Origin of the sequence: Escherichia sp. KTE159, from assembly GCF_000408805.1 — a bacterium.
GTDB lineage: Bacteria > Pseudomonadota > Gammaproteobacteria > Enterobacterales > Enterobacteriaceae > Escherichia > Escherichia marmotae.
The window spans coordinates 264,864-286,898 of sequence record NZ_KE137293.1 but is presented as its reverse complement, the minus strand read 5'-3'; the positions used below and the strand labels follow the sequence as shown (position 1 = coordinate 286,898).

Annotated in this window: 21 protein-coding genes and 1 pseudogene; 14 read left to right on the top strand and 8 right to left on the bottom strand. The window is 50.2% G+C overall.

All coding sequences use genetic code 11. The features are described from left to right. The first annotated feature begins 207 nt into the window (after positions 1 to 207). Together A31E_RS03680 and A31E_RS24780 are read left to right on the top strand one after the other, a co-directional pair. Positions 208 to 900: a FadR/GntR family transcriptional regulator gene (locus A31E_RS03680; protein ID WP_001131156.1), complete on the top strand. Its 693-nt coding sequence runs from the start codon at positions 208 to 210 to the stop codon at positions 898 to 900. A gap of 21 nt (positions 901 to 921) precedes the next feature. After that, a pseudogene (locus A31E_RS24780) lies at positions 922 to 1,101 on the top strand (MFS transporter); the annotation flags it as partial. Between the two features lie 13 nt (positions 1,102 to 1,114). Here A31E_RS24780 and rbsR read toward each other — a convergent pair. From rbsR to kup, 7 genes are all read right to left on the bottom strand, one after another. Further along, the gene (gene rbsR, locus A31E_RS03685) at positions 1,115 to 2,107 is read right to left on the bottom strand and encodes a ribose operon transcriptional repressor RbsR (RefSeq protein ID WP_000224458.1); all 993 of its coding nucleotides are present in this window, start codon (positions 2,105 to 2,107) and stop codon (positions 1,115 to 1,117) included. Positions 2,108 to 2,110: 3 nt separating this feature from the next. Then, entirely contained in the window at positions 2,111 to 3,040 is a 930-nt protein-coding gene (rbsK, locus tag A31E_RS03690; RefSeq protein ID WP_001517412.1) for a ribokinase, read from the bottom strand. Between the two features lie 126 nt (positions 3,041 to 3,166). Further along, positions 3,167 to 4,057, bottom strand: coding sequence for a ribose ABC transporter substrate-binding protein RbsB (gene rbsB, locus A31E_RS03695; RefSeq protein ID WP_001056270.1), 891 nt, complete (start codon positions 4,055 to 4,057; stop codon positions 3,167 to 3,169). Between the two features lie 24 nt (positions 4,058 to 4,081). Further along, a complete protein-coding gene (gene rbsC / locus A31E_RS03700; protein WP_000211871.1) occupies positions 4,082 to 5,047 on the bottom strand; it encodes a ribose ABC transporter permease in 966 nt (321 codons plus the stop codon). 4 nt (positions 5,048 to 5,051) lie between these two features. Beyond that, positions 5,052 to 6,557 (bottom strand): ribose ABC transporter ATP-binding protein RbsA, encoded by a 1,506-nt coding sequence (gene rbsA, locus A31E_RS03705; RefSeq protein WP_000387763.1) that lies wholly within the window; start codon positions 6,555 to 6,557, stop codon positions 5,052 to 5,054. Between the two features lie 7 nt (positions 6,558 to 6,564). Then, positions 6,565 to 6,984, bottom strand: coding sequence for a D-ribose pyranase (rbsD, locus tag A31E_RS03710; RefSeq protein ID WP_001517414.1), 420 nt, complete (start codon positions 6,982 to 6,984; stop codon positions 6,565 to 6,567). Between the two features lie 167 nt (positions 6,985 to 7,151). Continuing rightward, on the bottom strand, positions 7,152 to 9,020 hold the full coding sequence (kup, locus tag A31E_RS03715; RefSeq protein ID WP_000102299.1) for a low affinity potassium transporter Kup: 1,869 nt from the start codon (positions 9,018 to 9,020) through the stop codon (positions 7,152 to 7,154). A 222-nt stretch (positions 9,021 to 9,242) separates the two neighbouring features. Between kup and ravA the strand changes: the two genes are divergently transcribed. Both ravA and viaA read left to right on the top strand, forming a co-directional pair. Next, positions 9,243 to 10,739, top strand: a complete 1,497-nt coding sequence (gene ravA, locus A31E_RS03720; protein WP_016249435.1) for an ATPase RavA — start codon at positions 9,243 to 9,245, stop codon at positions 10,737 to 10,739. After that, a complete protein-coding gene (gene viaA, locus A31E_RS03725) occupies positions 10,733 to 12,184 on the top strand; it encodes an ATPase RavA stimulator ViaA (protein ID WP_016249434.1) in 1,452 nt (483 codons plus the stop codon). Before ravA ends, viaA begins: the two co-directional genes overlap by 7 nt. Positions 12,185 to 12,188: 4 nt before the next feature. Here the strand turns inward: viaA and asnA are convergent, their stop codons facing one another. After that, positions 12,189 to 13,181, bottom strand: a complete 993-nt coding sequence (gene asnA, locus A31E_RS03730; RefSeq protein WP_000845139.1) for an aspartate--ammonia ligase — start codon at positions 13,179 to 13,181, stop codon at positions 12,189 to 12,191. Between the two features lie 151 nt (positions 13,182 to 13,332). On the opposite strand from asnA, the gene asnC reads away from it, so the two are divergent. The 10 genes from asnC to atpA all read left to right on the top strand — a co-directional run bounded on the left by asnC (position 13,333) and on the right by atpA (position 22,020). Further along, positions 13,333 to 13,791, top strand: coding sequence for a transcriptional regulator AsnC (gene asnC, locus A31E_RS03735; RefSeq protein WP_000433019.1), 459 nt, complete (start codon positions 13,333 to 13,335; stop codon positions 13,789 to 13,791). Positions 13,792 to 13,880: 89 nt separating this feature from the next. Continuing rightward, positions 13,881 to 14,324: an FMN-binding protein MioC gene (mioC, locus tag A31E_RS03740; RefSeq protein WP_000763754.1), complete on the top strand. Its 444-nt coding sequence runs from the start codon at positions 13,881 to 13,883 to the stop codon at positions 14,322 to 14,324. Between the two features lie 378 nt (positions 14,325 to 14,702). Beyond that, the gene (mnmG, locus tag A31E_RS03745; protein ID WP_016249433.1) at positions 14,703 to 16,592 is read left to right on the top strand and encodes a tRNA uridine-5-carboxymethylaminomethyl(34) synthesis enzyme MnmG; all 1,890 of its coding nucleotides are present in this window, start codon (positions 14,703 to 14,705) and stop codon (positions 16,590 to 16,592) included. A 63-nt stretch (positions 16,593 to 16,655) separates the two neighbouring features. Then, on the top strand, positions 16,656 to 17,279 hold the full coding sequence (gene rsmG, locus A31E_RS03750) for a 16S rRNA (guanine(527)-N(7))-methyltransferase RsmG (protein WP_000932858.1): 624 nt from the start codon (positions 16,656 to 16,658) through the stop codon (positions 17,277 to 17,279). Positions 17,280 to 17,895: 616 nt separating this feature from the next. Further along, positions 17,896 to 18,276, top strand: a complete 381-nt coding sequence (gene atpI, locus A31E_RS03755) for a F0F1 ATP synthase subunit I (RefSeq protein ID WP_000116664.1) — start codon at positions 17,896 to 17,898, stop codon at positions 18,274 to 18,276. A gap of 8 nt (positions 18,277 to 18,284) precedes the next feature. Beyond that, a complete protein-coding gene (atpB, locus tag A31E_RS03760; RefSeq protein ID WP_000135618.1) occupies positions 18,285 to 19,100 on the top strand; it encodes a F0F1 ATP synthase subunit A in 816 nt (271 codons plus the stop codon). Between the two features lie 46 nt (positions 19,101 to 19,146). Then, entirely contained in the window at positions 19,147 to 19,386 is a 240-nt protein-coding gene (atpE, locus tag A31E_RS03765; RefSeq protein ID WP_000429386.1) for a F0F1 ATP synthase subunit C, read from the top strand. 61 nt (positions 19,387 to 19,447) lie between these two features. Further along, the gene (atpF, locus tag A31E_RS03770; RefSeq protein ID WP_001052219.1) at positions 19,448 to 19,918 is read left to right on the top strand and encodes a F0F1 ATP synthase subunit B; all 471 of its coding nucleotides are present in this window, start codon (positions 19,448 to 19,450) and stop codon (positions 19,916 to 19,918) included. Positions 19,919 to 19,932: 14 nt separating this feature from the next. Next, complete coding sequence (gene atpH, locus A31E_RS03775; protein ID WP_001288591.1) at positions 19,933 to 20,466, top strand: F0F1 ATP synthase subunit delta; 534 nt, start codon at positions 19,933 to 19,935, stop codon at positions 20,464 to 20,466. Between the two features lie 12 nt (positions 20,467 to 20,478). Next, positions 20,479 to 22,020 carry a F0F1 ATP synthase subunit alpha gene (gene atpA / locus A31E_RS03780; protein WP_001176745.1) on the top strand — a complete coding sequence of 514 codons (1,542 nt, stop codon included), beginning with the start codon at positions 20,479 to 20,481 and terminating at the stop codon, positions 22,018 to 22,020. Positions 22,021 to 22,035 lie beyond the last annotated feature (15 nt).

Sequence of the window (22,035 nt, the reverse complement as noted above, 5' to 3'; positions counted from 1 at the left end):
TTGCCGTTGTTCCGTGTCAGTGGTGGCGCATTATAGGGAGTTATTCCGGCCTGACAAGAGGAAATTTAAAATAATTTTCCGAATGCGTGTTTTTTCATCAAAACACCTGTTAATGCGCCATAAAACAAGCAATTTGCCGTTTTTGCAACCGCAATCACACTTCCTGGTGGCATACTAAGGATGAAAAAAAGAATAAGGAAGATGAGTATGCCATTAAGCGCACAACAGTTAGCTGCACAGAAAAACCTTTCGTATGTTCTGGCTGAGAAGCTGGCGCAACGGATCTTAAAAGGTGAATACGCACCCGGCACCATTCTGCCTGGTGAAATTGAGCTGGGTGAGCAATTTGGAGTGAGCCGTACTGCGGTACGCGAAGCGGTCAAGACGTTAACGGCAAAAGGAATGGTTTTGCCACGTCCACGAATTGGTACGCGTGTCATGCCGCAATCCAACTGGAACTTTCTTGATCAAGAGTTGCTTACCTGGTGGATGACGGAAGATAACTTTCATCAAGTTATTGATCATTTTCTGGTTATGCGTATCTGTCTGGAACCGCAAGCCTGCTTACTGGCAGCAACGATGGGCACCGCAGAACAGAAGGCACATCTTAATACGCTGATGGCCGAAATGGTGGCATTAAAAGAAAATTTCCGCCGGGAACGTTGGGTTGAGGTTGATATGGCCTGGCATGAACACATTTATAAAATGAGTGCTAACCCGTTTTTGACCTCTTTCGCCTCGTTATTTCATTCGGTTTATCACACCTACTTTACATCGATAACCAGCAACACTGTAATAAAACTGGATCAGCACCAGGCGATCGTTGATGCGATAATCCATAGTGATGGCAACGCAGCTTTCAAAGCTTGTCAGGCACTGCTACTTCCCCTCGAGAAGTGAGACAGCCTAACGAAACACTGAATGAGCGATAAAAAGCGTGGTATGGCGAGTTTATTGTGGATTGCGGCAATGACCTTCTTTATGCAGACTCTCGATGCCGCCATTCTGAATACTTCCTTCCCCGCTATCGCTCATAGCCTCAATCGCTCACCCCTTGCCATGCAATCGGCCATTATCAGTTATACGTTAACGGCGGCAATATTTTGCTTAAAATCTAAGCAGAACCGCGCTCCATCAGAATCGGGGTGAGTTGTAATCGTTGTTGCTGTAAGGTTGGTTGAGCCATCCGGTGGATAAGTACATCAATTGCCAGCTCTCCCAGTTCATCTTTCGGTTGATGAATTGTGGTGAGCGGTGGCGTCATATAACGTGCCAGTTCAATATCGTCATAACCAATCACCGCGATGTCCTGCGGAACATGTAACCCAGCCTGGTATAACGCCTGGTACACACCGACCGCCATCGCGTCATTTCCAGTAAACACAGCCTGGGGACGTAACGGATGCGATAATAACTGCTGCATCGCGTCAAACCCGCCGTTAAATTCAAAATCGCCTGTCACTTCATAGCCATCAGGAACTTCCAGTCCAGCACGATCCATTGCCGCCCGGTAACCTTCCAGCCGCAAACGTGCAGGCGTTTTATCCAGCGGGCCGGTAATACAGGCAATACGGGTATAGCCTTTGTCGATCAGATATTGCGTCGCTAAATCCCCCCCCAGAAACGAGTTATCCTGAATGAGATCGCTGTCGCCATCGAACGGCGCCCAGTCCATCATCACGGTAGGAATTGTTGGATAGCGTTGCATGATCTCACGCGAAGGCTGGTGTGTTTCAGTACAGAGTAATAGCAAACCATCGACACGTTTTTGCATCAACGTTTCCAGATTGCGATTCATTCGCTGCTCATCGCCTTCGGTATTGCAGAGAACAAGGCTATAACCGCGTTCAAAGCAACTGCGTTCAACGCCACGCACCAGTTCAGAATAGAAAGGATTGGTACTGGCAGTGATCAACATGCCAATAGTATGTGTTTGATTGAGCTTGAGACTACGTGCCAGAGCTGATGGCGCGTAATTGAGTTCTTTAATCGCCGCTTCAACTTTGGCGGTAATCGCTTCGCTGACGAAGCGATCTTTATTGATGACGTGAGAAACTGTCGATGTAGAAACGCCCGCCAGACGGGCAACATCTTTCATTGTAGCCAAGCGTCACCTCTGCCTGTCTAAGAAGGTATCGATCTCTTCACGCCAGGGAACGGAAGGTTGTGCACCTTTACGTGTCACAGCAATCGCAGCGGCAGCATGGGCAAAACGAATCGCCTCAGGCAATGTTTTTTCTTCCAGCAACGCCGTGATTAACGCGCCATTAAAAGTATCTCCGGCAGCAATAGTATCAACAGCCTGAACCCGGAATCCAGGTACGCGCTGACCTTCGCCATTCACACTGGCCCACACGCCACGGCTCCCTAAGGTAATCAGTACAGTACGGATACCTTTCTCATGTAGTATCTGCGCAGCTTTCGCCGCATCTTCATCATTTTCAACACGAATACCGGTGAGCTTTTCTGCTTCCGTTTCGTTTGGCGTGATGATGTCCACCAGCGCCAGCAATTCGTCAGGAAGTTCACGAGCCGGAGCCGGGTTAAGTGCAACGATAGTTTTATTTTGATGGGCGATTTTCGCCGCTGCCATCACACTTTCGAGTGGTGATTCCAACTGCATTAATAATGCCGACGCGTTGGCAATACGCTCACGTTGCGCTTCCACCAGCGTTGGGGAAAGGGCTGCGTTAGCCCCGGCATGAATGCCGATAACGTTCTCGCCTTCGGCATTAACAAAAATCAGCGCTACGCCTGTCGATTCGCCCTTGATCACGCTGACCGGAGAAATATCAATATTATCAGTGGCGAGTTGCTGACGAACACTCTCACCAATGCTGTCATCCCCTGTGCAGGCAATGAACGCAATATTCGCGCCACTACGCCCTGCGGCCACAGCCTGATTCGCGCCTTTACCGCCGAATGCGACCTGATAGTGGTTACCGGTTACGGTTTCGCCTGGAGTAGGAAAAGATTGAAGATTAAGGATATGGTCAGCATTAATGCTGCCAAGAACAACGAGGCTGCCTGCATTTTGCATATTCGGGATGTCCATAAAATGCGCCACCGGGTTAGGGTGGCGCGTGCCCTGCTTTTCTTTATATTACACGTTCATCTGTCGATGCCGTATTTATGCCACCATCAGGTTATAAAACCTGATTAAAGACTACTGCTTAACAACCAGTTTCAGATCAACCGGATACTTAGCCTGAACTTTCTCGCCTTTCAGCACTTTATCGGCGGTTTCGACGCCTTTCGCGCCAATCTGATCGGGTAACTGAGCGATAGTCGCTGCTAGTTTGCCATCATTAACCGCTTTTTCGCCATCCGGCGTACCGTCAAATCCGACGACCATCACATCCGATTTACCGGCAGTTTGCAGAGCGCGCAGTGCGCCCAGCGCCATTTCATCGTTCTGCGCGAATACAGCCTGCACATCCGGGTGCGCCGTCAGCAAATTCTGCATCACGTTCAGACCTTTGGTACGGTCGAAGTCTGCTGGCTGGCTGGCGAGAACGTTAAATTTGTGAGCTGCAACGGCCTGCTGGAAGCCTTCGCCACGTTCGCGAGCAGCGGATGTACCGGCGATGCCCTGCAATTCGATAACTTTCGCCCCTTCACCTGCTTTCTTCGCGATGTAATCACCGGCAATTTTGCCGCCCAGTACGTTATCGGAAGCAATGTGGCTAACAACGTCGCCTTTCGTTGCCTGGCGGTCAAGAGTGATTACCGGGATGTTCGCCTGGTTGGCCATCTTCACGGCGTTACCTACCGCGTCGGAGTCGGTCGGGTTAATCAGCAGAATTTTGGTGCCGCGAACAGTTAAGTCCTGCACATTCGCCAGTTCTTTTGCCGGGTTGTTCTGGGAGTCCAGCACCACCAGGTTATAGCCGAGTTTATCCGCCTCTTTCTGCGCGCCATCTTTCAGCGATACAAAGAACGGGTTATTGAGCGTGGAAACCACCAGCGCAATGGTATCTTTTGCCATTGCATTCGCACTGACGGTGGCGCTTAACGCAACAGCAGAAACCAGGGTAGCCAGTTTTTTCATGTTCATATTCAAGATGTCCTGTAGTCGTTATTACTGCTTTTTGTTGTCTACCAGCACCGCCAGCAAAATCACCACCGCTTTGACGATCATCTGGTAATAGGAGGAAACACCTAACAAATTCAAACCATTATTAAGGAAGCCAAGAATTAATGCGCCGATCAATGTCCCAACAATGCGACCTTTTCCGCCTGCCAGACTCGTACCCCCCAGAACCACCGCGGCAATGGCATCCAGCTCGTAGCCAGTCCCCGCCGTCGGTTGCGCAGAGGAAAGACGCGCTACTTCAATGATCCCAGCCAGCGATGCCAGCAGTCCACAAAGAGAGTAGACGATGATTTTGATTCTATTGACATTGATACCAGAAAGACGCGTTGCCGCTTCGTTGCCACCCAGCGCGTAGATGTAACGCCCCAGACGCGTGTGATGCAGCATGTACCAGGCCGCGAGGAAGACAATACCCATGATCCACACAGGCGTCGGTACGCCCAGCGGACGACCAATACCAAACCAGCCAAACAGGTCGGCGTTCTCGGTAAAGCCGGTATTCACCGGGCTACCGTTGGTGTAAACCATCGTCACGCCACGCAGTAAAAGCATCATCACCAGGGTAGCGATAAACGCCTGGACGCGGCCTTTCGCTACAATCACCCCGGTTACCGCGCCAATTGCAGCTCCTAATGCCAGTGCGGCAGCAACAGCCACCAACGCGTTAACTTCAATGCCAACGATGGAGGCAGCAACTGCGCCAGTTAGCGCCAGCAGAGAACCGACGGACAGGTCGATACCCGACGTCAGGATCACCAGCGTCATGCCGACCGCCATAATGGCGTTAACCGAGGTTTGCTGGAGAATATTGAATAAGTTATTAACGGTGAAAAAGTTCGGACTTAACGTCGAGACAATCGCGATCAGCACCAGCAGAGCGATAAGCGATTTCTGCTCCATCAGCCACGCTTTCGTGAAATAACGGCGACCAGAGACAGTCTGGGTTGTCATTTTTTTACTCCTGATTCACGCGATTAAGCTTGCCCACAGCGGCAGCCATTAACACTTCCTGGGTGGCCTGCTCACGAGTAAATTCCCCGCTGAGATGCCCTTCATGCATAACGATGATGCGATCGCTCATGCCTAATACTTCTGGCATTTCCGATGACACCAGAATGATGCTCAAACCATCGGCTTTGAACTGGTTGATCAGTTGATAAATCTCTTTTTTCGCGCCGACATCCACGCCACGGGTGGGTTCATCAAGGATAAGCACTTTCGGGCGCGTCATCAGACCGCGGGCAATCGCCACTTTTTGCTGATTGCCACCGGAAAGCAGACCAATTGCCTGTTCCATCGACGGCGTTTTCACATTGAACAGACGAATAAAATCACTCACCGCCTGTTGCTCATCGGCATGCTTCAGACTGCCATCAGCACGGCTGAAGTAACGCAGGGCAGTTAGCGACATGTTCTCTTTTACTGACATGCCCAGCACTAAACCGTCGCGTTTGCGGTCTTCGGAGATATACACAATGCCATTTGCCAGGCCATCCTGCGGTGAACGGGTAACAACTTCATGCCCATCCAGAGTGACGTAACCGCTGGTGCGCGGCAGCGCGCCGTAGAGCACTTTCATCAGTTCGGTGCGGCCGGCGCCCATCAAACCAGAGACGCCGAGAATTTCACCTTTACGTAGGGTAAAAGAGACATCGTTAACGCCAGGTCCGCAGAGATTATCAACTTTCAGACGGATATCTCCCGGCGCTTTTTCCAGGTGTGGATATTGTTCTTCCAGTTTGCGACCCACCATCATCTCAATCAGCGAATCTTCGGTTAGTGATGCCACTTCACGCTCGGCAATAAATTGCCCGTCACGAAAAACCGTAACGTCATCACAAATCTCGAAGATTTCTTTCATACGGTGGGAAATATAGACAACGCCGCGCCCTTGCAATTTCAGCTCGCGAATGACGCGGAACAGGGATTCGGTTTCGGTATCGGTCAGCGCATCGGTCGGTTCATCCATAATGATAACTTTCGACTCAAAGCTTAATACCTTCGCGATTTCAACCATCTGCTGGTCACCGATGGAAAGATCGCCCACCAGCTTGTCGCTTTTAAACCGCAGATTAAGTTTAGCCAGCAATTTATCCGCTTCGGCATACATGGTTTTCCAGTCAATTTTGCCAAAACGATTCACAAACTCTCGGCCGAGGAAAATATTTTCCGCAATGGTCAGTTGCGGGATCAGATTCAGTTCCTGGTGGATAATGCCAATTCCAGCTTCCTGAGAAGATTTCGGCCCGGTAAACGTCGTTTCTTTGCCCAGCCATAAAAGCGTACCAGCATCACGGGTATAGATACCGGTAAGCACTTTCATCATGGTGGATTTACCCGCGCCATTTTCACCTACCAGCGCCATCACGCGACCCGGATAGACATTTAGCGCGGCTCCCGAAAGCGCTTTTACGCCCGGGAAGGCTTTATCGATACCTTTAAGCTGTAGTAATGCTTCCATGGCGGCCTCAGAACGTCACGCCAGCACAGAGAATGATATTCGCATACGGGGAACACTCCCCGCTGCGAATTACCGCCTGACTGTTTGCGGTTTGTTGTTTGAATTGTTCATGCGTGATGTAACGAATTTCAATGAAATTTCCCTGGTGTTTTTGCAGCGTCTCAAGATGTGAGAGCAACGTTTCATGGAGTTGCGGATTATGTTGTTTGATCTCTTCCGCGATAATGGCAGCCTCGACCTGCATTTCACTTGTGACGACGCCCAGCACCTGCATAAAAGAAGGTACGCCCTGGGTTAATGCCATATCGATACGCGTTGTACTTTTGGGGATAGGTAAACCAGCATCACACACCACCAGCGTATCGGTATGCCCCAGGCGGGAGATCACCGACGAAATACCTGAATTAAGAACGGCGCCTTTTTTCATTTTTTTCTCCATCAGCGAAACGTTTCGCTGACCCGCAGTTTAATCCCGTCTAATTAAGGAAAACCATCGCGACGTTGCAGAAATGTGATCAACATCGAAACGTTTTATATCGAGAGCAAACAATGAAAATAAAAACGCCCCCTTATGGAGAAAGGAGGCGTCTGGGGTTAGATCTCGACCTGTGTACCCAACTCGATAACCCGGTTTGGTGGGATTTCAAACTGATCCGGAGCGCGCAACGCATTACGTTGCAACAGCAAATACAGCTTGCCGCGCAAACGTAAGTACCACGGACGTTTGCCGAGGATCAGTGATTCATGTGACATAAAGAAGGACGTTTCCATCATTCGACAACTTAACCCTTCCAGACCACAGCGGTGGAAAACTTCTTCTACGTTTGGCGTTTCCCGCCAGCCGTAACTTGCCACCACGCGCCAGAAAGTAGGCGACAGTTGTTCAATCTGTACCCGACGGACGTTATGGACATATGGCGCGTCTTCAGTACGCAGAGTTAACAGAATAACCCGCTCGTGCAATACCTTGTTATGTTTGAGGTTATGCATTAGAGCAAAGGGAATGACATTGATTGCGCGCGACATATACACCGCAGTTCCGGGCACACGAACAGGCGGTGATTTCTCCAGCGAAGCAATCATCGCCTCCAGAGAGTTACCATGTTCATGCATCCGCCGCAGCAGGCGGAAACGCTCACTCTTCCAGGTGGTCATCACGATAAACATCACCGTACCGAGGCTCAATGGCAACCAGCCACCGGAGAGCAGTTTATCGAGGTTAGCGGTAAACAGCGGGATATCAACACACAAGAAGGCAATCAGAATCAGCGCAACAAAATACTTATTCCAGTGCCAGTTCTGGCGCGCCACGGTAGTTGAAAGAATAGACGTCAGTACCATAGTTCCGGTAACTGCAATCCCATATGCCGCCGCCAGGTTACTGGAGTGCTCAAAGCTGACTATCACAATCACGACTGCGACATAAAGCATCCAGTTCACAAATGGAATGTAGATTTGCCCCGATTCCATTTCAGAAGTGTGAATAATGCGCATCGGAGACAAATAGCCCAGACGTACCGCCTGACGCGTCAATGAGAAGACACCAGAGATAACCGCCTGCGAGGCAATTACCGTTGCCAGTGCGGCGATGATCAGCAGCGGGATCAGCGCCCAGTCCGGTGCCAACAGAAAAAACGGGTTTTTAATCGCTTCCGGGTTCTTTAACAGCAGCGCCCCCTGACCGAAGTAGTTAAGGGTTAAAGAAGGCAGTACGACGGTAAACCATGCCAGGCGAATCGGGAACTTACCAAAGTGCCCCATATCAGCGTACAGCGCCTCAACACCGGTAATCGACAGAACCACCGCGCCTAACGCAATAAAGGAAACGGTTTTATATTCAAGGAAGAAATGCACCGCCCACATTGGGTTTAAGGCATGCAACACTTCTGGATTGGCAATAATGCTACGTAACCCAAGAGCTGCCAGAATCAAAAACCAGGTCAGCATAATCGGCGCAAAAAGCTTACCGACCATAGCAGTGCCATGTTTTTGAATCATAAACAGTAACGTGAGAACGATGATTGAGAGGGGAACAATCCAGGTGTCCAGTTGTGGGGCGACGATTTCCAGACCTTCGATGGCAGACATTACCGAAATGGCGGGTGTTATGACAACTTCACCATAGAAAAAGCTGCCGCCTATTAGCCCCATAATCACCAGAATTGAGGTCGTTCGCGCCGACGTATTGCGCCCGGCAAGCGACATCAGCGTCAGAATTCCCCCTTCACCGGCGTTATCTGCACGCATCACGAAGGTGAGATATTTTATGGAAACCACAAAGATTAGCAGCCAGAAGATCAGCGATAAAAAGCCAAACACGGCATCGCGTTCAACGCCAAAACCAAACTGGCCGGACAAACATTCACGAAGCGTATATAACGGGCTGGTACCAATATCGCCGTAGACAACTCCAATCGCCGCGAGGGTAATCGCGGGCAACGATTGCTTATTATCAGTGCTCATAGACTAGTCTTTCGTTGAAATATGAAATGTGTGCGTAGTCCCTTGGCCCACAAAAAAGCGTTCAGTATGCACGATTAACGGCAAAATCGTACTCCTAAATGCGGTCACATTAACCTGGCTCAAAGAAAAATAGCCCTCCTTTGAGACTATTTTTGCCACCATCAAGAAACGTCTATACTCGCAGTTTACGCAGAACTTTTGACGAAAGGACGCCACTTCATTATGGCTCACCCTCATTTATTAGCGGAAAGAATTTCCCGCCTGAGCAGTTCGCTGGAAAAGGGGCTTTATGAACGTAGCCACGCCATCCGCCTGTGTTTGTTAGCGGCATTAAGCGGCGAAAGCGTATTCCTGCTCGGCCCGCCAGGTATTGCCAAAAGTCTGATTGCCCGGCGTTTAAAATTCGCCTTTCAAAATGCTCGCGCGTTTGAATATCTGATGACCCGCTTCTCCACCCCGGAAGAAGTTTTTGGCCCGCTTTCCATTCAGGCGCTAAAAGATGAAGGCCGCTATGAGCGTTTAACCAGCGGTTACCTGCCGGAAGCAGAAATCGTCTTTCTTGATGAGATCTGGAAAGCCGGGCCAGCGATTCTTAATACCCTACTGACCGCTATTAATGAACGCCACTTCCGCAACGGTGCACATGTCGAAAAAATTCCTATGCGCTTGCTGGTGGCGGCCTCCAACGAACTGCCGGAAGCAGACAGTAGCCTGGAAGCGTTATATGACCGTATGCTGATTCGTCTGTGGTTAGATAAAGTGCAGGATAAAGCGAATTTCCGCTCCATGTTGACCAGCCAACAGGATGAAAATGACAATCCCGTTCCTCCCTCTCTACAGGTTACAGATGAGGAATATGAACGCTGGCAGAAAGAGATTAGTGAAATTACGCTGCCCGATCATGTATTTGAGCTGATTTTTATGCTGCGCCAACAACTGGATAAATTGCCGGATGCCCCCTATATTTCCGATCGCCGCTGGAAAAAAGCGATCCGTTTACTGCAGGCCAGCGCCTTTTTTAGCGGTCGCAATGCGGTTGCCCCGATTGATCTGATCTTGCTGAAAGATTGCCTGTGGTATGACGCGCAAAGCCTGAATTTGATTCAACAACAAATTGATGTATTGATGACCGGTCACGCATGGCAACAGCAAGGGATGTTGACTCGCCTGGGCGCGATTGTGCAGCGTCGCCTGCAACTTCAGCAACAACAAAGCGATAAAACGGCTTTTACCGTGATTCGTCAGGGCGGTATGTTCAGCCGTCGCCCACAATATCAACTTCCAGCCAACGTTACCGCTTCCACGTTGACCCTGCTGCTGCAAAAACCATTAAAACTGCATGATATGGAAGTGGTTCATATCGCTTTTGAGCGTAGCGCACTGGAACAGTGGCTGAACAAAGGCGGTGAAATTCGCGGCAAATTAAATGGTATTGGTTTTGCCCAGAAGCTGAATATGGAAGTTGATAGCGCCCAACATCTTGTTGTCCGTGATGTCAGTTTGCAGGGTACGACACTGGCTCTCCCCGGCACATCTGCAGAAGGCCTGCCTGGCGAAATAAAACAACAACTGGAAGAGCTTGAAAGTGACTGGCGTAAACAACAAGTTTTATTCAGCGAACAGCAAAAATGTCTGTTTATCCATAGCGACTGGTTAGGTCGCATTGAAGCCAGCCTACAGGATGTCGGTGCCCAGATTCGCCAGGCGCAACAATGCTAACACTGGATACGCTTAATGTAATGCTGGCCGTCAGCGAAGAGGGATTGATCGAAGAGATGATCATCACGCTGTTGGCCTCGCCACAACTGGCTGTTTTCTTTGAAAAATTCCCACGCCTGAAGGCGGCAATCACTGATGATATTCCCCGCTGGCGTGAGGCGCTGCGCAGTCGGCTGAAAGATGCACGCGTCCCACAGGAACTCACTGAAGAGGTCATGTGCTATCAGCAAAGCCAACTTCTCTCCACACCGAAATTTATTGTGCAGTTACCGCAGATCCTGGACTTACTGCATCGACTAAATTCCCCATGGGCCGAACAAGCCCGGCAGTTGGTTGATGCCAACAACACGATCACCCCAGCATTACACACGCTTTTTCTCCAACGTTGGCGCTTAAGTCTGATCGTGCAAGCGACGACGTTAAATCAACAATTATTAGAAGAAGAACGCGAACAACTGTTGAGCGAGGTTCAGGAACGCATGACGTTAAGCGGTCAACTTGAACCGGTTCTGGCGGAAAACAACACCGCAGCCGGTCGCCTGTGGGATATGAGCGCCGGTCAGCTCAAACGCGGCGACTATCAGTTAATTGTGAAATATGGTGAATTTCTTAACGAGCAGCCGGAGCTGAAACGTCTGGCAGAACAGTTAGGGCGTTCACGGGAAGCAAAATCGATCCCCCGCAACGATGCGCAGATGGAAACCTTCCGCACAATGGTACGCGAACCAGCGACCGTTCCTGAGCAGGTTGATGGCTTGCAGCAAAGCGATGATATTTTACGCCTTCTGCCGCCGGAACTGGCGACTCTGGGCATTACTGAACTGGAGTATGAATTTTACCGTCGGCTGGTGGAAAAACAGTTGCTCACTTATCGCCTGCACGGTGAATCATGGCGTGAAAAAGTTATCGAACGTCCGGTCGTCCATAAAGATTATGACGAACAGCCGCGCGGGCCGTTTATTGTCTGCGTAGATACATCTGGCTCAATGGGCGGCTTTAATGAACAGTGCGCGAAAGCGTTCTGTCTGGCCTTGATGCGCATTGCCCTCGCTGAAAATAGGCGCTGCTTTATTATGTTATTTTCCACCGAGATCGTCCGTTATGAGCTTTCAGGCCCACAAGGCATCGAACAAGCGATCCGTTTTTTAAGCCAGCAGTTTCGTGGCGGCACCGATCTTGCCAGTTGTTTTCGCGCCATTATGGAGCGCTTGCAAAGCCGGGAATGGTTTGACGCCGATGCGGTGGTGATTTCTGATTTTATCGCCCAACGGTTGCCTGACGACGTGACGAGTAAAGTAAAAGAGTTGCAGCGGGTACATCAGCATCGCTTTCATGCCGTGGCGATGTCGGCGCACGGCAAACCCGGCATCATGCGCATTTTCGATCATATCTGGCGCTTTGATACCGGGATGCGTAGCCGCCTGCTCAGACGCTGGCGGCGATAAGTCATTACAACAGAGAAGAGACGCTCTCGCGAACGGCCGCAGGCCATACGCCGCACTGAACCTGCCCAATATGTGGCAGTTGCAGCAACAACATGGTTAAACGAGACTGACCGATACCGCCGCCGATAGTCTGTGGCATTTCGCCGCGCAGCAGCGCCTGATGCCACTCCAGTTGCAGACGATCTTCATCACCGGTCAGCGCCAGTTGATGTTTCAACGTCTCGGCATCCACACGGATACCCATTGAAGAAAGCTCAAACGCATCTTCCAGTACGGGGTTCCACACCAGAATATCGCCGTTCAACCCCGCATATCCAAGCTCTGAAGGAGTACTCCAGTCATCATAATCCGGTGCGCGCACGTCGTGGCGGTGGCCATCGCTTAACTTGCCGCCAATTCCGACGAGGAATACCGCGCCAAGATCTTTCGCAATCGCCCGCTCACGCCCTTTGGCATCAAGATCCGGATAACGGGACAGTAATTCCTGACTATGTACAAAGTGGATCTGATCCGGCAGGAACGGTGCCAGGCCAAACTCTTTGCTAACTGCGGCTTCGGTCGCTTTAATTCCCGCCCAGATCGCCTCTACCGTGCTTTTCAGAGTGGAGAATTGGCGCTCACCGTCGCCCATTACGCGTTCCCAATCCCACTGATCAACATAGACCGAGTGCAACGGGGAAAGACGGTCTTCATCGGGGCGAAGGGCTTTCATGTGCGTGTAAAGCCCTTCGCCCACGCTGAAGTCGTGTTGCCCTAATGTCTGACGTTTCCACTTCGCCAGTGAATGAACCACTTCGAACTGGGCGTCAGGCAGCGCTTTCACTTTTACCTGCACCGCTTTTTCACAGCCCGACAAGTTATCCTGCGTGCCATCCCCCACACGGCTAAGGATTGGCGCCTGGACTTCAATCAGCCCTAAGCGTTCTTCCAGTTGACGAGAAAAGTGAGATTTCACGAAGCTAATTTGACGTTGTTTGGCAATGTAAGCGGTTTTCATTTTTTATACTCCTGCGTCCTGTTGCTTATGATTAAGCAACAAAAACCGGCACACATGCAATAATCATTCAATAAAAAGCCTTACTTACTTTTGATTCATTAAAAATTAAGTCTAAAATAGACTGAATCATTAATATTCATAAGAAAAATCTATGGAAAATTATCAAATCGACAATCTGGACCGCGGCATTCTGGAAGCATTAATGGGCAATGCGCGTACCGCTTACGCCGAACTGGCGAAACAATTTGGCGTCAGTCCGGGAACGATCCACGTTCGCGTAGAGAAAATGAAGCAGGCAGGGATTATTACTGGTGCTCGGATTGATGTTAGCCCGAAACAGCTCGGTTATGACGTAGGCTGCTTTATCGGCATTATATTGAAGAGCGCCAAAGACTATCCTTCCGCGCTGGCAAAACTGGAAAGCCTTGATGAAGTAACTGAAGCCTATTACACCACCGGCCACTACAGCATCTTTATTAAGGTAATGTGCCGCTCGATCGACGCTCTCCAGCATGTACTTATCAACAAGATCCAAACAATTGATGAAATTCAGTCCACTGAAACTCTGATCGTACTGCAGAACCCGATCATGCGTACTATCAAGCCATGATCGACTTTTTTAATCCCATACTTTTCCACAGGTAGATCCCAAAGCGTTCACAGCGTACAATACGCCACTCTTAAAAAAGGTGGCGGTTTATGGCAGATATTACTCTTATCAGCGGTAGCACCCTCGGTGGTGCCGAATATGTGGCAGAACACCTGGCTGAAAAGCTGGAAGAGGCAGGTTTTACCACCGAAACGCTGCACGGCCCGTTGTTAGAAGAGTTATCTACCTCTGGGATCTGGCTGGTTATCAGTTCTACCCACGGTGCCGGAGACATTCCGGACAACCTCTCTCCTTTCTATGAAGCATTGCTGGAACAAAAAACCGATCTTTCTGCGGTACGCTTTGGCGCAATCGGCATTGGTAGTCGTGAATACGACACTTTTTGTGGTGCTATCGATAAACTCGATGCTGAACTCAAAAATTCCGGTGCGAAACAGATTGGCGAAACACTGAAGATCAACATCCTTGATCATGACATTCCGGAAGATCCGGCAGAAGAATGGCTGGGATCGTGGGTTAATTTACTCAAATAACTATACAGATCGTGCGATCTACTGTGGATAACTCTGGTAGGAAGCTTGGATCAACCGGTAGTTATCCAAAGAACAACTGTTGTTCAGTTTTTGAGTTGTGCATAACTCCTCATTCTGATCCCAGCTTATACTGACCAGGATCACCGATCATTCACAGCTAATGATCCTCAGCAGGTCATTGATCTTAAAAGCCAGATCCTTGTTATCCACAGACCAGGTCGATCCTAATAAGAGATCACAATAGAACAGATCTCTAAATAAAAAGATCTTCTTTTTAATACTCAGGATCCCAGGTCTTTCTCAAGCCGTCAAAGTTGAGTAGAATCCACGGCCCGGGCTTCAATCCATTTTCATACCGCGTTATGCGAGGCAATCACCATGTTTTATCCGGATCCTTTTGACGTCATCATCATTGGCGGGGGTCATGCAGGCACCGAGGCAGCGATGGCCGCGGCGCGTATGGGTCAACAGACTCTGCTTTTGACACACAATATCGACACTCTGGGGCAGATGAGCTGCAACCCGGCGATCGGCGGTATTGGGAAGGGACATCTGGTAAAAGAAGTGGATGCACTCGGCGGTCTGATGGCAAAAGCGATCGACCATGCAGGTATTCAGTTTAGGATACTAAACGCCAGCAAGGGGCCAGCGGTTCGGGCTACCCGGGCACAGGCGGATCGCGTGCTCTATCGTCAAGCGGTACGTACTGCTTTGGAGAATCAACCGAACCTGATGATCTTCCAGCAGGCGGTTGAAGATCTTATTGTCGAAAACGATCGCGTGGTCGGCGCTGTTACCCAAATGGGCCTGAAATTCCGTGCCAAAGCTGTCGTTCTTACTGTCGGGACTTTCCTTGACGGTAAGATTCATATCGGTCTGGATAATTACAGCGGTGGTCGTGCTGGCGATCCTCCATCCATTCCGCTCTCGCGCCGTTTACGTGAACTTCCGCTGCGTGTTGGTCGTCTGAAAACCGGGACACCGCCGCGTATTGATGCGCGTACCATCGACTTTAGCGTCCTTGCACAACAGCATGGCGATAACCCGATGCCGGTGTTCTCGTTTATGGGCAATGCGGCCCAGCATCCACAGCAGGTGCCGTGCTACATCACCCATACCAACGAAAAAACGCATGACGTGATCCGCAGTAACCTCGATCGCAGTCCGATGTATGCCGGAGTGATCGAAGGTGTCGGCCCACGCTACTGTCCGTCGATCGAAGACAAAGTCATGCGCTTTGCTGACAGAAACCAGCATCAGATCTTCCTTGAGCCAGAAGGGTTAACGTCTAACGAAATTTATCCGAACGGTATCTCCACCAGCCTGCCGTTCGATGTGCAGATGCAAATCGTCCGCTCCATGCAGGGGATGGAAAACGCGAAGATCGTGCGTCCGGGTTATGCCATTGAATATGACTTCTTCGATCCGCGTGACCTGAAACCTACGCTGGAGAGCAAGTTTATCCAGGGGCTGTTCTTTGCCGGTCAAATTAATGGCACTACAGGTTACGAAGAAGCGGCGGCGCAAGGTTTGCTGGCCGGTCTTAACGCCGCTCGCCTGTCTGCAGACAAAGAAGGCTGGGCACCGGCGCGCTCCCAGGCGTACCTCGGCGTACTGGTAGATGACCTCTGCACACTGGGTACTAAAGAACCGTATCGTATGTTTACCTCTCGTGCGGAATATCGTCTGATGCTGCGCGAAGATAACGCCGACCTGCGTCTGACTGAAATCGGACGTGATCTGGGGCTGGTTGACGATGAACGTTGGGCGCGCTTTAACGAGAAACTCGAAAATATCGAGCGTGAGCGTCAGCGTCTGAAATCCACTTGGGTAACCCCGTCGGCGGAAGCTGCTGCCGAAGTGAATGCTCACCTGACTGCGCCGCTTTCCCGTGAAGCCAGTGGTGAAGATCTGTTGCGTCGTCCGGAAATGACCTATGAAAAATTAACCTCGCTGACGCCGTTTGCCCCTGCGTTGACAGACGAGCAGGCGGCGGAACAGGTTGAGATTCAGGTTAAATATGAGGGTTATATTGCGCGCCAACAGGATGAGATCGAAAAACAGCAGCGTAACGAGAACACACTGCTGCCTGCGACACTGGATTACCGCCAGGTATCCGGTCTGTCTAACGAAGTGATCGCTAAACTCAACGATCACAAACCGGCCTCTATTGGTCAGGCTTCGCGTATTTCTGGCGTCACGCCTGCGGCCATCTCCATTCTGCTGGTGTGGCTGAAAAAACAAGGTATGCTGCGTCGTAGCGCATAACGCATTAAAAATGCCTGGTAAGCACCCGCTTACCGGGCAACGCATCAAGAACAGGTAATCACCGTGCTCAACAAACTCTCTTCACTGCTGAAAGACGCAGGAATTTCGCTTACCGATCACCAGAAAAATCAGCTTATTGCCTACGTAAATATGCTGCATAAATGGAATAAGGCGTACAACCTGACTTCGGTCCGCGATCCTAATGAGATGCTGGTACGCCATATTCTCGACAGCATTGTCGTGGCACCGTATCTGCAAGGTGAACGTTTTATCGATGTCGGTACAGGACCGGGTCTGCCAGGTATTCCACTCTCTATTGTGCGTCCTGAGGCCCACTTCACGTTGCTGGATAGCCTCGGTAAACGCGTGCGCTTCCTTCGTCAGGTGCAACATGAGTTAAAACTGGAGAACATTGAGCCAGTACAGAGTAGGGTAGAAGAGTTTCCGTCAGAGCCACCGTTTGATGGTGTGATTAGCCGTGCTTTTGCCTCTCTGAACGATATGGTGAGCTGGTGCCATCATCTTCCTGGTGAACAAGGTCGTTTTTATGCGCTGAAAGGCCAAATGCCAGAAGATGAAATGGCCCTGCTACCAGCAGAATATCAGGTTGAATCAGTGGTTAAACTTCAGGTTCCGGCTCTGGATGGCGAACGTCATCTGGTGGTGATTAAAGCAAATAAAATTTAATTTTTATCAAAAAAATCATAAAAAATTAATCGGTTTGACTGTTAACAACAACCGGGTTTTTTACTGATATAACTGGTTACATTTAACGCCACGTTCACGATTTTGATTCAATACTGTAACGTGGCTTTTTTTGATAAGCAGAAAATAAGTCATTAGTGAAAATATCAGCCGGCTAAAAATCGGCGCTAAGAAGCATAACTTGCTGTTAAAATATTATTAAGAATGTCAATGGCTGGTTTTTGTTATGTAAATGTCATTTATGAAAACAGTATCTGTTTTTAGACTGAAATATCAGAAGCTTGCAATGGCATCATTTGCCAAGTAAATAAATATGCTGTGCGCGAACATGCGCGATATGTGATCTGAAGCACGCTTTATCACCAGTGTTTACGCGTTATTTACAGTTTTTCATGATCCGACATGGTTAGCAGAAAAGTCGCAATTGTATGCACTGGAAAAATATTTAAACATTTATTCACCTTTTGGCTACTTATTGTTTGAAATCACGGGGGCGCACCGTATAATTTGACCGCTTTTTGATGCTTGACTCTAAGCCTTAAAGAAAGTTTTATACGACACGCGGCATACCTCGAAGGGAGCAGGAGTGAAAAACGTGATGTCTGTGTCGCTCTTGAGTCGAAACGTTGCTCGGAAGCTTCTGCTCGTTCAGTTACTGGTGGTGATAGCAAGTGGATTGCTGTTCAGCCTCAAAGACCCCTTCTGGGGCGTCTCTGCGTTAAGCGGGGGCCTGGCAGTCTTTCTGCCTAACGTTTTGTTTATGATATTTGCCTGGCGTCACCAGGCGCATACACCAGCGAAAGGCCGGGTAGCCTGGACATTCGCTTTAGGCGAAGCTTTCAAAGTTCTGGCAATGTTGGTGTTACTGGTGGTGGCGTTGGCGGTTTTAAAGGCGGTATTCTTGCCGCTGATCGTTACGTGGGTTTTGGTGCTGGTGGTTCAGATACTGGCGCCGGCTGTAATTAACAACAAAGGGTAAAAGGCATCATGGCTTCAGAAAATATGACGCCGCAGGATTACATAGGACACCACCTGAATAACCTTCAGTTGGACCTGCGTACATTCTCGCTGGTGGATCCGCATAACCCCCCAGCCACCTTCTGGACAATTAATATTGACTCCATGTTCTTCTCGGTGGTGCTGGGTCTGTTGTTCCTGGTTTTATTCCGTAGCGTAGCCAAAAAGGCAACCAGCGGCGTACCAGGTAAGTTTCAGACCGCGATTGAGCTGGTAATCGGCTTTGTTAATGGTAGCGTGAAAGACATGTACCATGGCAAAAGTAAGCTGATTGCTCCGCTGGCCCTGACGATTTTTGTCTGGGTGTTCCTGATGAACCTGATGGACTTACTGCCTATCGATCTGCTGCCGTACATTGCTGAACATGTACTGGGGCTGCCTGCTCTGCGTGTGGTTCCGTCTGCTGACGTGAACGTAACGCTGTCTATGGCACTGGGCGTATTTATCCTGATTCTGTTCTACAGCATCAAAATGAAAGGCATCGGCGGCTTCACGAAAGAGTTGACGCTGCAGCCGTTCAATCACTGGGCGTTCATTCCTGTCAACTTAATCCTTGAAGGGGTAAGCCTGCTGTCCAAACCTGTTTCACTCGGTTTGCGACTGTTCGGTAACATGTACGCGGGTGAGCTGATTTTCATTCTGATTGCTGGTCTGTTGCCGTGGTGGTCACAGTGGATCCTGAATGTGCCGTGGGCCATTTTCCACATCCTGATTATTACGCTGCAAGCCTTCATCTTCATGGTTCTGACGATCGTCTATCTGTCGATGGCGTCTGAAGAACATTAATTTACCAACACTACTACGTTTTAACTGAAACAAACTGGAGACTGTCATGGAAAACCTGAATATGGATCTGCTGTACATGGCTGCCGCTGTGATGATGGGTCTGGCGGCAATCGGTGCTGCGATCGGTATCGGCATCCTCGGGGGTAAATTCCTGGAAGGCGCAGCGCGTCAACCGGATCTGATTCCACTGCTGCGTACTCAGTTCTTTATCGTTATGGGTCTGGTGGATGCTATCCCGATGATCGCTGTAGGTCTGGGTCTGTACGTGATGTTCGCTGTCGCGTAGTAAGCGTTGCTTTTATTTAAAGAGCAATATCAGAACGTTAACTAAATAGAGGCATTGTGCTGTGAATCTTAACGCAACAATCCTCGGCCAGGCCATCGCGTTTGTCCTGTTCGTTCTGTTCTGCATGAAGTACGTATGGCCGCCATTAATGGCTGCCATCGAAAAACGTCAAAAAGAAATTGCTGACGGTCTTGCTTCCGCAGAACGAGCACACAAGGACCTTGACCTTGCAAAGGCCAGCGCGACCGACCAGCTGAAAAAAGCGAAAGCGGAAGCCCAGGTAATCATCGAGCAGGCGAACAAACGTCGCTCTCAGATTCTGGACGAAGCTAAAGCTGAGGCAGAACAGGAACGTACTAAAATCGTGGCTCAGGCGCAGGCGGAAATTGAAGCCGAGCGTAAACGTGCCCGTGAAGAGCTGCGTAAGCAAGTTGCTATCCTGGCTGTTGCTGGCGCCGAGAAGATCATCGAACGTTCCGTGGATGAAGCTGCTAACAGCGACATCGTGGATAAACTTGTCGCTGAACTGTAAGGAGGGAGGGGCTGATGTCTGAATTTATTACGGTAGCTCGCCCCTACGCCAAAGCAGCTTTTGACTTTGCCGTCGAACACCAAAGTGTAGAACGCTGGCAGGACATGCTGGCGTTTGCCGCCGAGGTAACCAAAAACGAACAGATGGCAGAGCTTCTGTCTGGTGCACTGGCACCAGAAACGCTCGCCGGGTCGTTTATCGCAGTTTGTGGTGAGCAACTGGACGAAAACGGTCAGAACCTGATTCGGGTTATGGCTGAAAATGGTCGTCTTAACGCGCTCCCGGATGTTCTGGAGCAGTTTATTCACCTGCGTGCTGTGAGTGAGGCTACCGCTGAGGTAGACGTCATTTCCGCTGCCGCGCTGAGTGAACAACAGCTCGCGAAAATTTCTGCTGCGATGGAAAAACGTCTGTCACGCAAAGTTAAGCTGAATTGCAAAATCGATAAGTCTGTAATGGCAGGCGTTATCATCCGAGCGGGTGATATGGTCATTGATGGCAGCGTACGCGGTCGTCTTGAGCGCCTTGCAGACGTCTTGCAGTCTTAAGGGGACTGGAGCATGCAACTGAATTCCACCGAAATCAGCGAACTGATCAAGCAGCGCATTGCTCAGTTCAATGTTGTGAGTGAAGCTCACAACGAAGGTACTATTGTTTCTGTAAGTGACGGTGTTATCCGCATCCACGGCCTGGCCGATTGTATGCAGGGTGAAATGATCTCCCTGCCGGGTAACCGTTACGCTATCGCACTGAACCTCGAGCGCGACTCTGTAGGTGCGGTTGTTATGGGTCCGTACGCTGACCTTGCCGAAGGCATGAAAGTTAAGTGTACTGGCCGTATCCTGGAAGTTCCGGTTGGCCGTGGCCTGCTGGGCCGTGTGGTTAACACTCTGGGTGCGCCAATCGACGGTAAAGGTCCGCTGGATCACGACGGCTTCTCTGCTGTAGAAGCTATCGCTCCGGGCGTTATCGAACGTCAGTCCGTAGATCAGCCGGTACAGACTGGTTATAAAGCTGTTGACTCCATGATCCCAATCGGTCGTGGTCAGCGTGAATTGATCATCGGTGACCGTCAGACCGGTAAAACCGCACTGGCTATCGATGCCATCATCAACCAGCGCGATTCCGGTATCAAATGTATCTATGTTGCTATCGGTCAGAAAGCGTCCACCATTTCTAACGTGGTACGTAAACTGGAAGAGCACGGCGCACTGGCTAACACCATCGTTGTGGTAGCAACCGCGTCTGAATCCGCTGCACTGCAATACCTGGCACCGTATGCGGGTTGCGCAATGGGCGAATACTTCCGTGACCGTGGTGAAGATGCGCTGATCATTTACGATGATCTGTCTAAACAGGCTGTTGCTTACCGTCAGATCTCCCTGCTGCTCCGTCGTCCGCCAGGACGTGAAGCATTCCCGGGTGACGTATTCTACCTCCACTCTCGTCTGCTGGAGCGTGCTGCGCGTGTTAACGCCGAATACGTTGAAGCTTTCACCAAAGGTGAAGTGAAAGGGAAAACCGGTTCTCTGACCGCGCTGCCGATTATCGAAACTCAGGCTGGTGACGTTTCTGCGTTCGTTCCGACCAACGTAATCTCTATTACCGATGGTCAGATCTTCCTGGAAACCAACCTGTTCAACGCCGGTATTCGTCCTGCGGTTAACCCGGGTATCTCCGTATCCCGTGTTGGTGGTGCAGCACAGACCAAGATCATGAAAAAACTGTCCGGTGGTATCCGTACCGCTCTGGCGCAGTATCGTGAACTGGCAGCGTTCTCTCAGTTTGCATCCGACCTTGACGATGCAACGCGTAAGCAGCTTGACCACGGTCAGAAAGTGACCGAACTGCTGAAACAGAAACAGTATGCGCCGATGTCCGTTGCGCAGCAGTCTCTGGTTCTGTTCGCAGCAGAACGTGGTTACCTGGCGGATGTTGAACTGTCGAAAATCGGCAGCTTCGAAGCCGCTCTGCTGGCTTACGTCGACCGTGATCACGCTCCGTTGATGCAAGAGATCAACCAGACCGGTGGCTACAACGACGAAATCGAAGGCAAGCTGAAAGGCATCCTCGATTCCTTCAAAGCAACCCAATCCTGGTAACGTCTGGCGGCTTGC

Bases quoted from the DNA above. Each gene is read 5' to 3' on its own strand.
- atpA (WP_001176745.1), top strand. From the start codon at position 20,479: ATGCAACTGAATTCCACCGAAATCAGCGAACTGATCAAGCAGCGCATT.
- rbsD (WP_001517414.1), bottom strand. From the start codon at position 6,984: ATGAAAAAAGGCGCCGTTCTTAATTCAGGTATTTCGTCGGTGATCTCC.
- asnA (WP_000845139.1), bottom strand. From the start codon at position 13,181: ATGAAAACCGCTTACATTGCCAAACAACGTCAAATTAGCTTCGTGAAA.
- atpE (WP_000429386.1), top strand. From the start codon at position 19,147: ATGGAAAACCTGAATATGGATCTGCTGTACATGGCTGCCGCTGTGATG.
- ravA (WP_016249435.1), top strand. From the start codon at position 9,243: ATGGCTCACCCTCATTTATTAGCGGAAAGAATTTCCCGCCTGAGCAGT.
- atpI (WP_000116664.1), top strand. From the start codon at position 17,896: ATGTCTGTGTCGCTCTTGAGTCGAAACGTTGCTCGGAAGCTTCTGCTC.
- atpB (WP_000135618.1), top strand. From the start codon at position 18,285: ATGGCTTCAGAAAATATGACGCCGCAGGATTACATAGGACACCACCTG.
- viaA (WP_016249434.1), top strand. From the start codon at position 10,733: ATGCTAACACTGGATACGCTTAATGTAATGCTGGCCGTCAGCGAAGAG.
- rbsA (WP_000387763.1), bottom strand. From the start codon at position 6,557: ATGGAAGCATTACTACAGCTTAAAGGTATCGATAAAGCCTTCCCGGGC.
- A31E_RS03680 (WP_001131156.1), top strand. From the start codon at position 208: ATGCCATTAAGCGCACAACAGTTAGCTGCACAGAAAAACCTTTCGTAT.
- asnC (WP_000433019.1), top strand. From the start codon at position 13,333: ATGGAAAATTATCAAATCGACAATCTGGACCGCGGCATTCTGGAAGCA.
- kup (WP_000102299.1), bottom strand. From the start codon at position 9,020: ATGAGCACTGATAATAAGCAATCGTTGCCCGCGATTACCCTCGCGGCG.
- mioC (WP_000763754.1), top strand. From the start codon at position 13,881: ATGGCAGATATTACTCTTATCAGCGGTAGCACCCTCGGTGGTGCCGAA.
- rbsB (WP_001056270.1), bottom strand. From the start codon at position 4,057: ATGAACATGAAAAAACTGGCTACCCTGGTTTCTGCTGTTGCGTTAAGC.
- mnmG (WP_016249433.1), top strand. From the start codon at position 14,703: ATGTTTTATCCGGATCCTTTTGACGTCATCATCATTGGCGGGGGTCAT.
- rbsC (WP_000211871.1), bottom strand. From the start codon at position 5,047: ATGACAACCCAGACTGTCTCTGGTCGCCGTTATTTCACGAAAGCGTGG.
- atpH (WP_001288591.1), top strand. From the start codon at position 19,933: ATGTCTGAATTTATTACGGTAGCTCGCCCCTACGCCAAAGCAGCTTTT.
- rbsK (WP_001517412.1), bottom strand. From the start codon at position 3,040: ATGCAAAATGCAGGCAGCCTCGTTGTTCTTGGCAGCATTAATGCTGAC.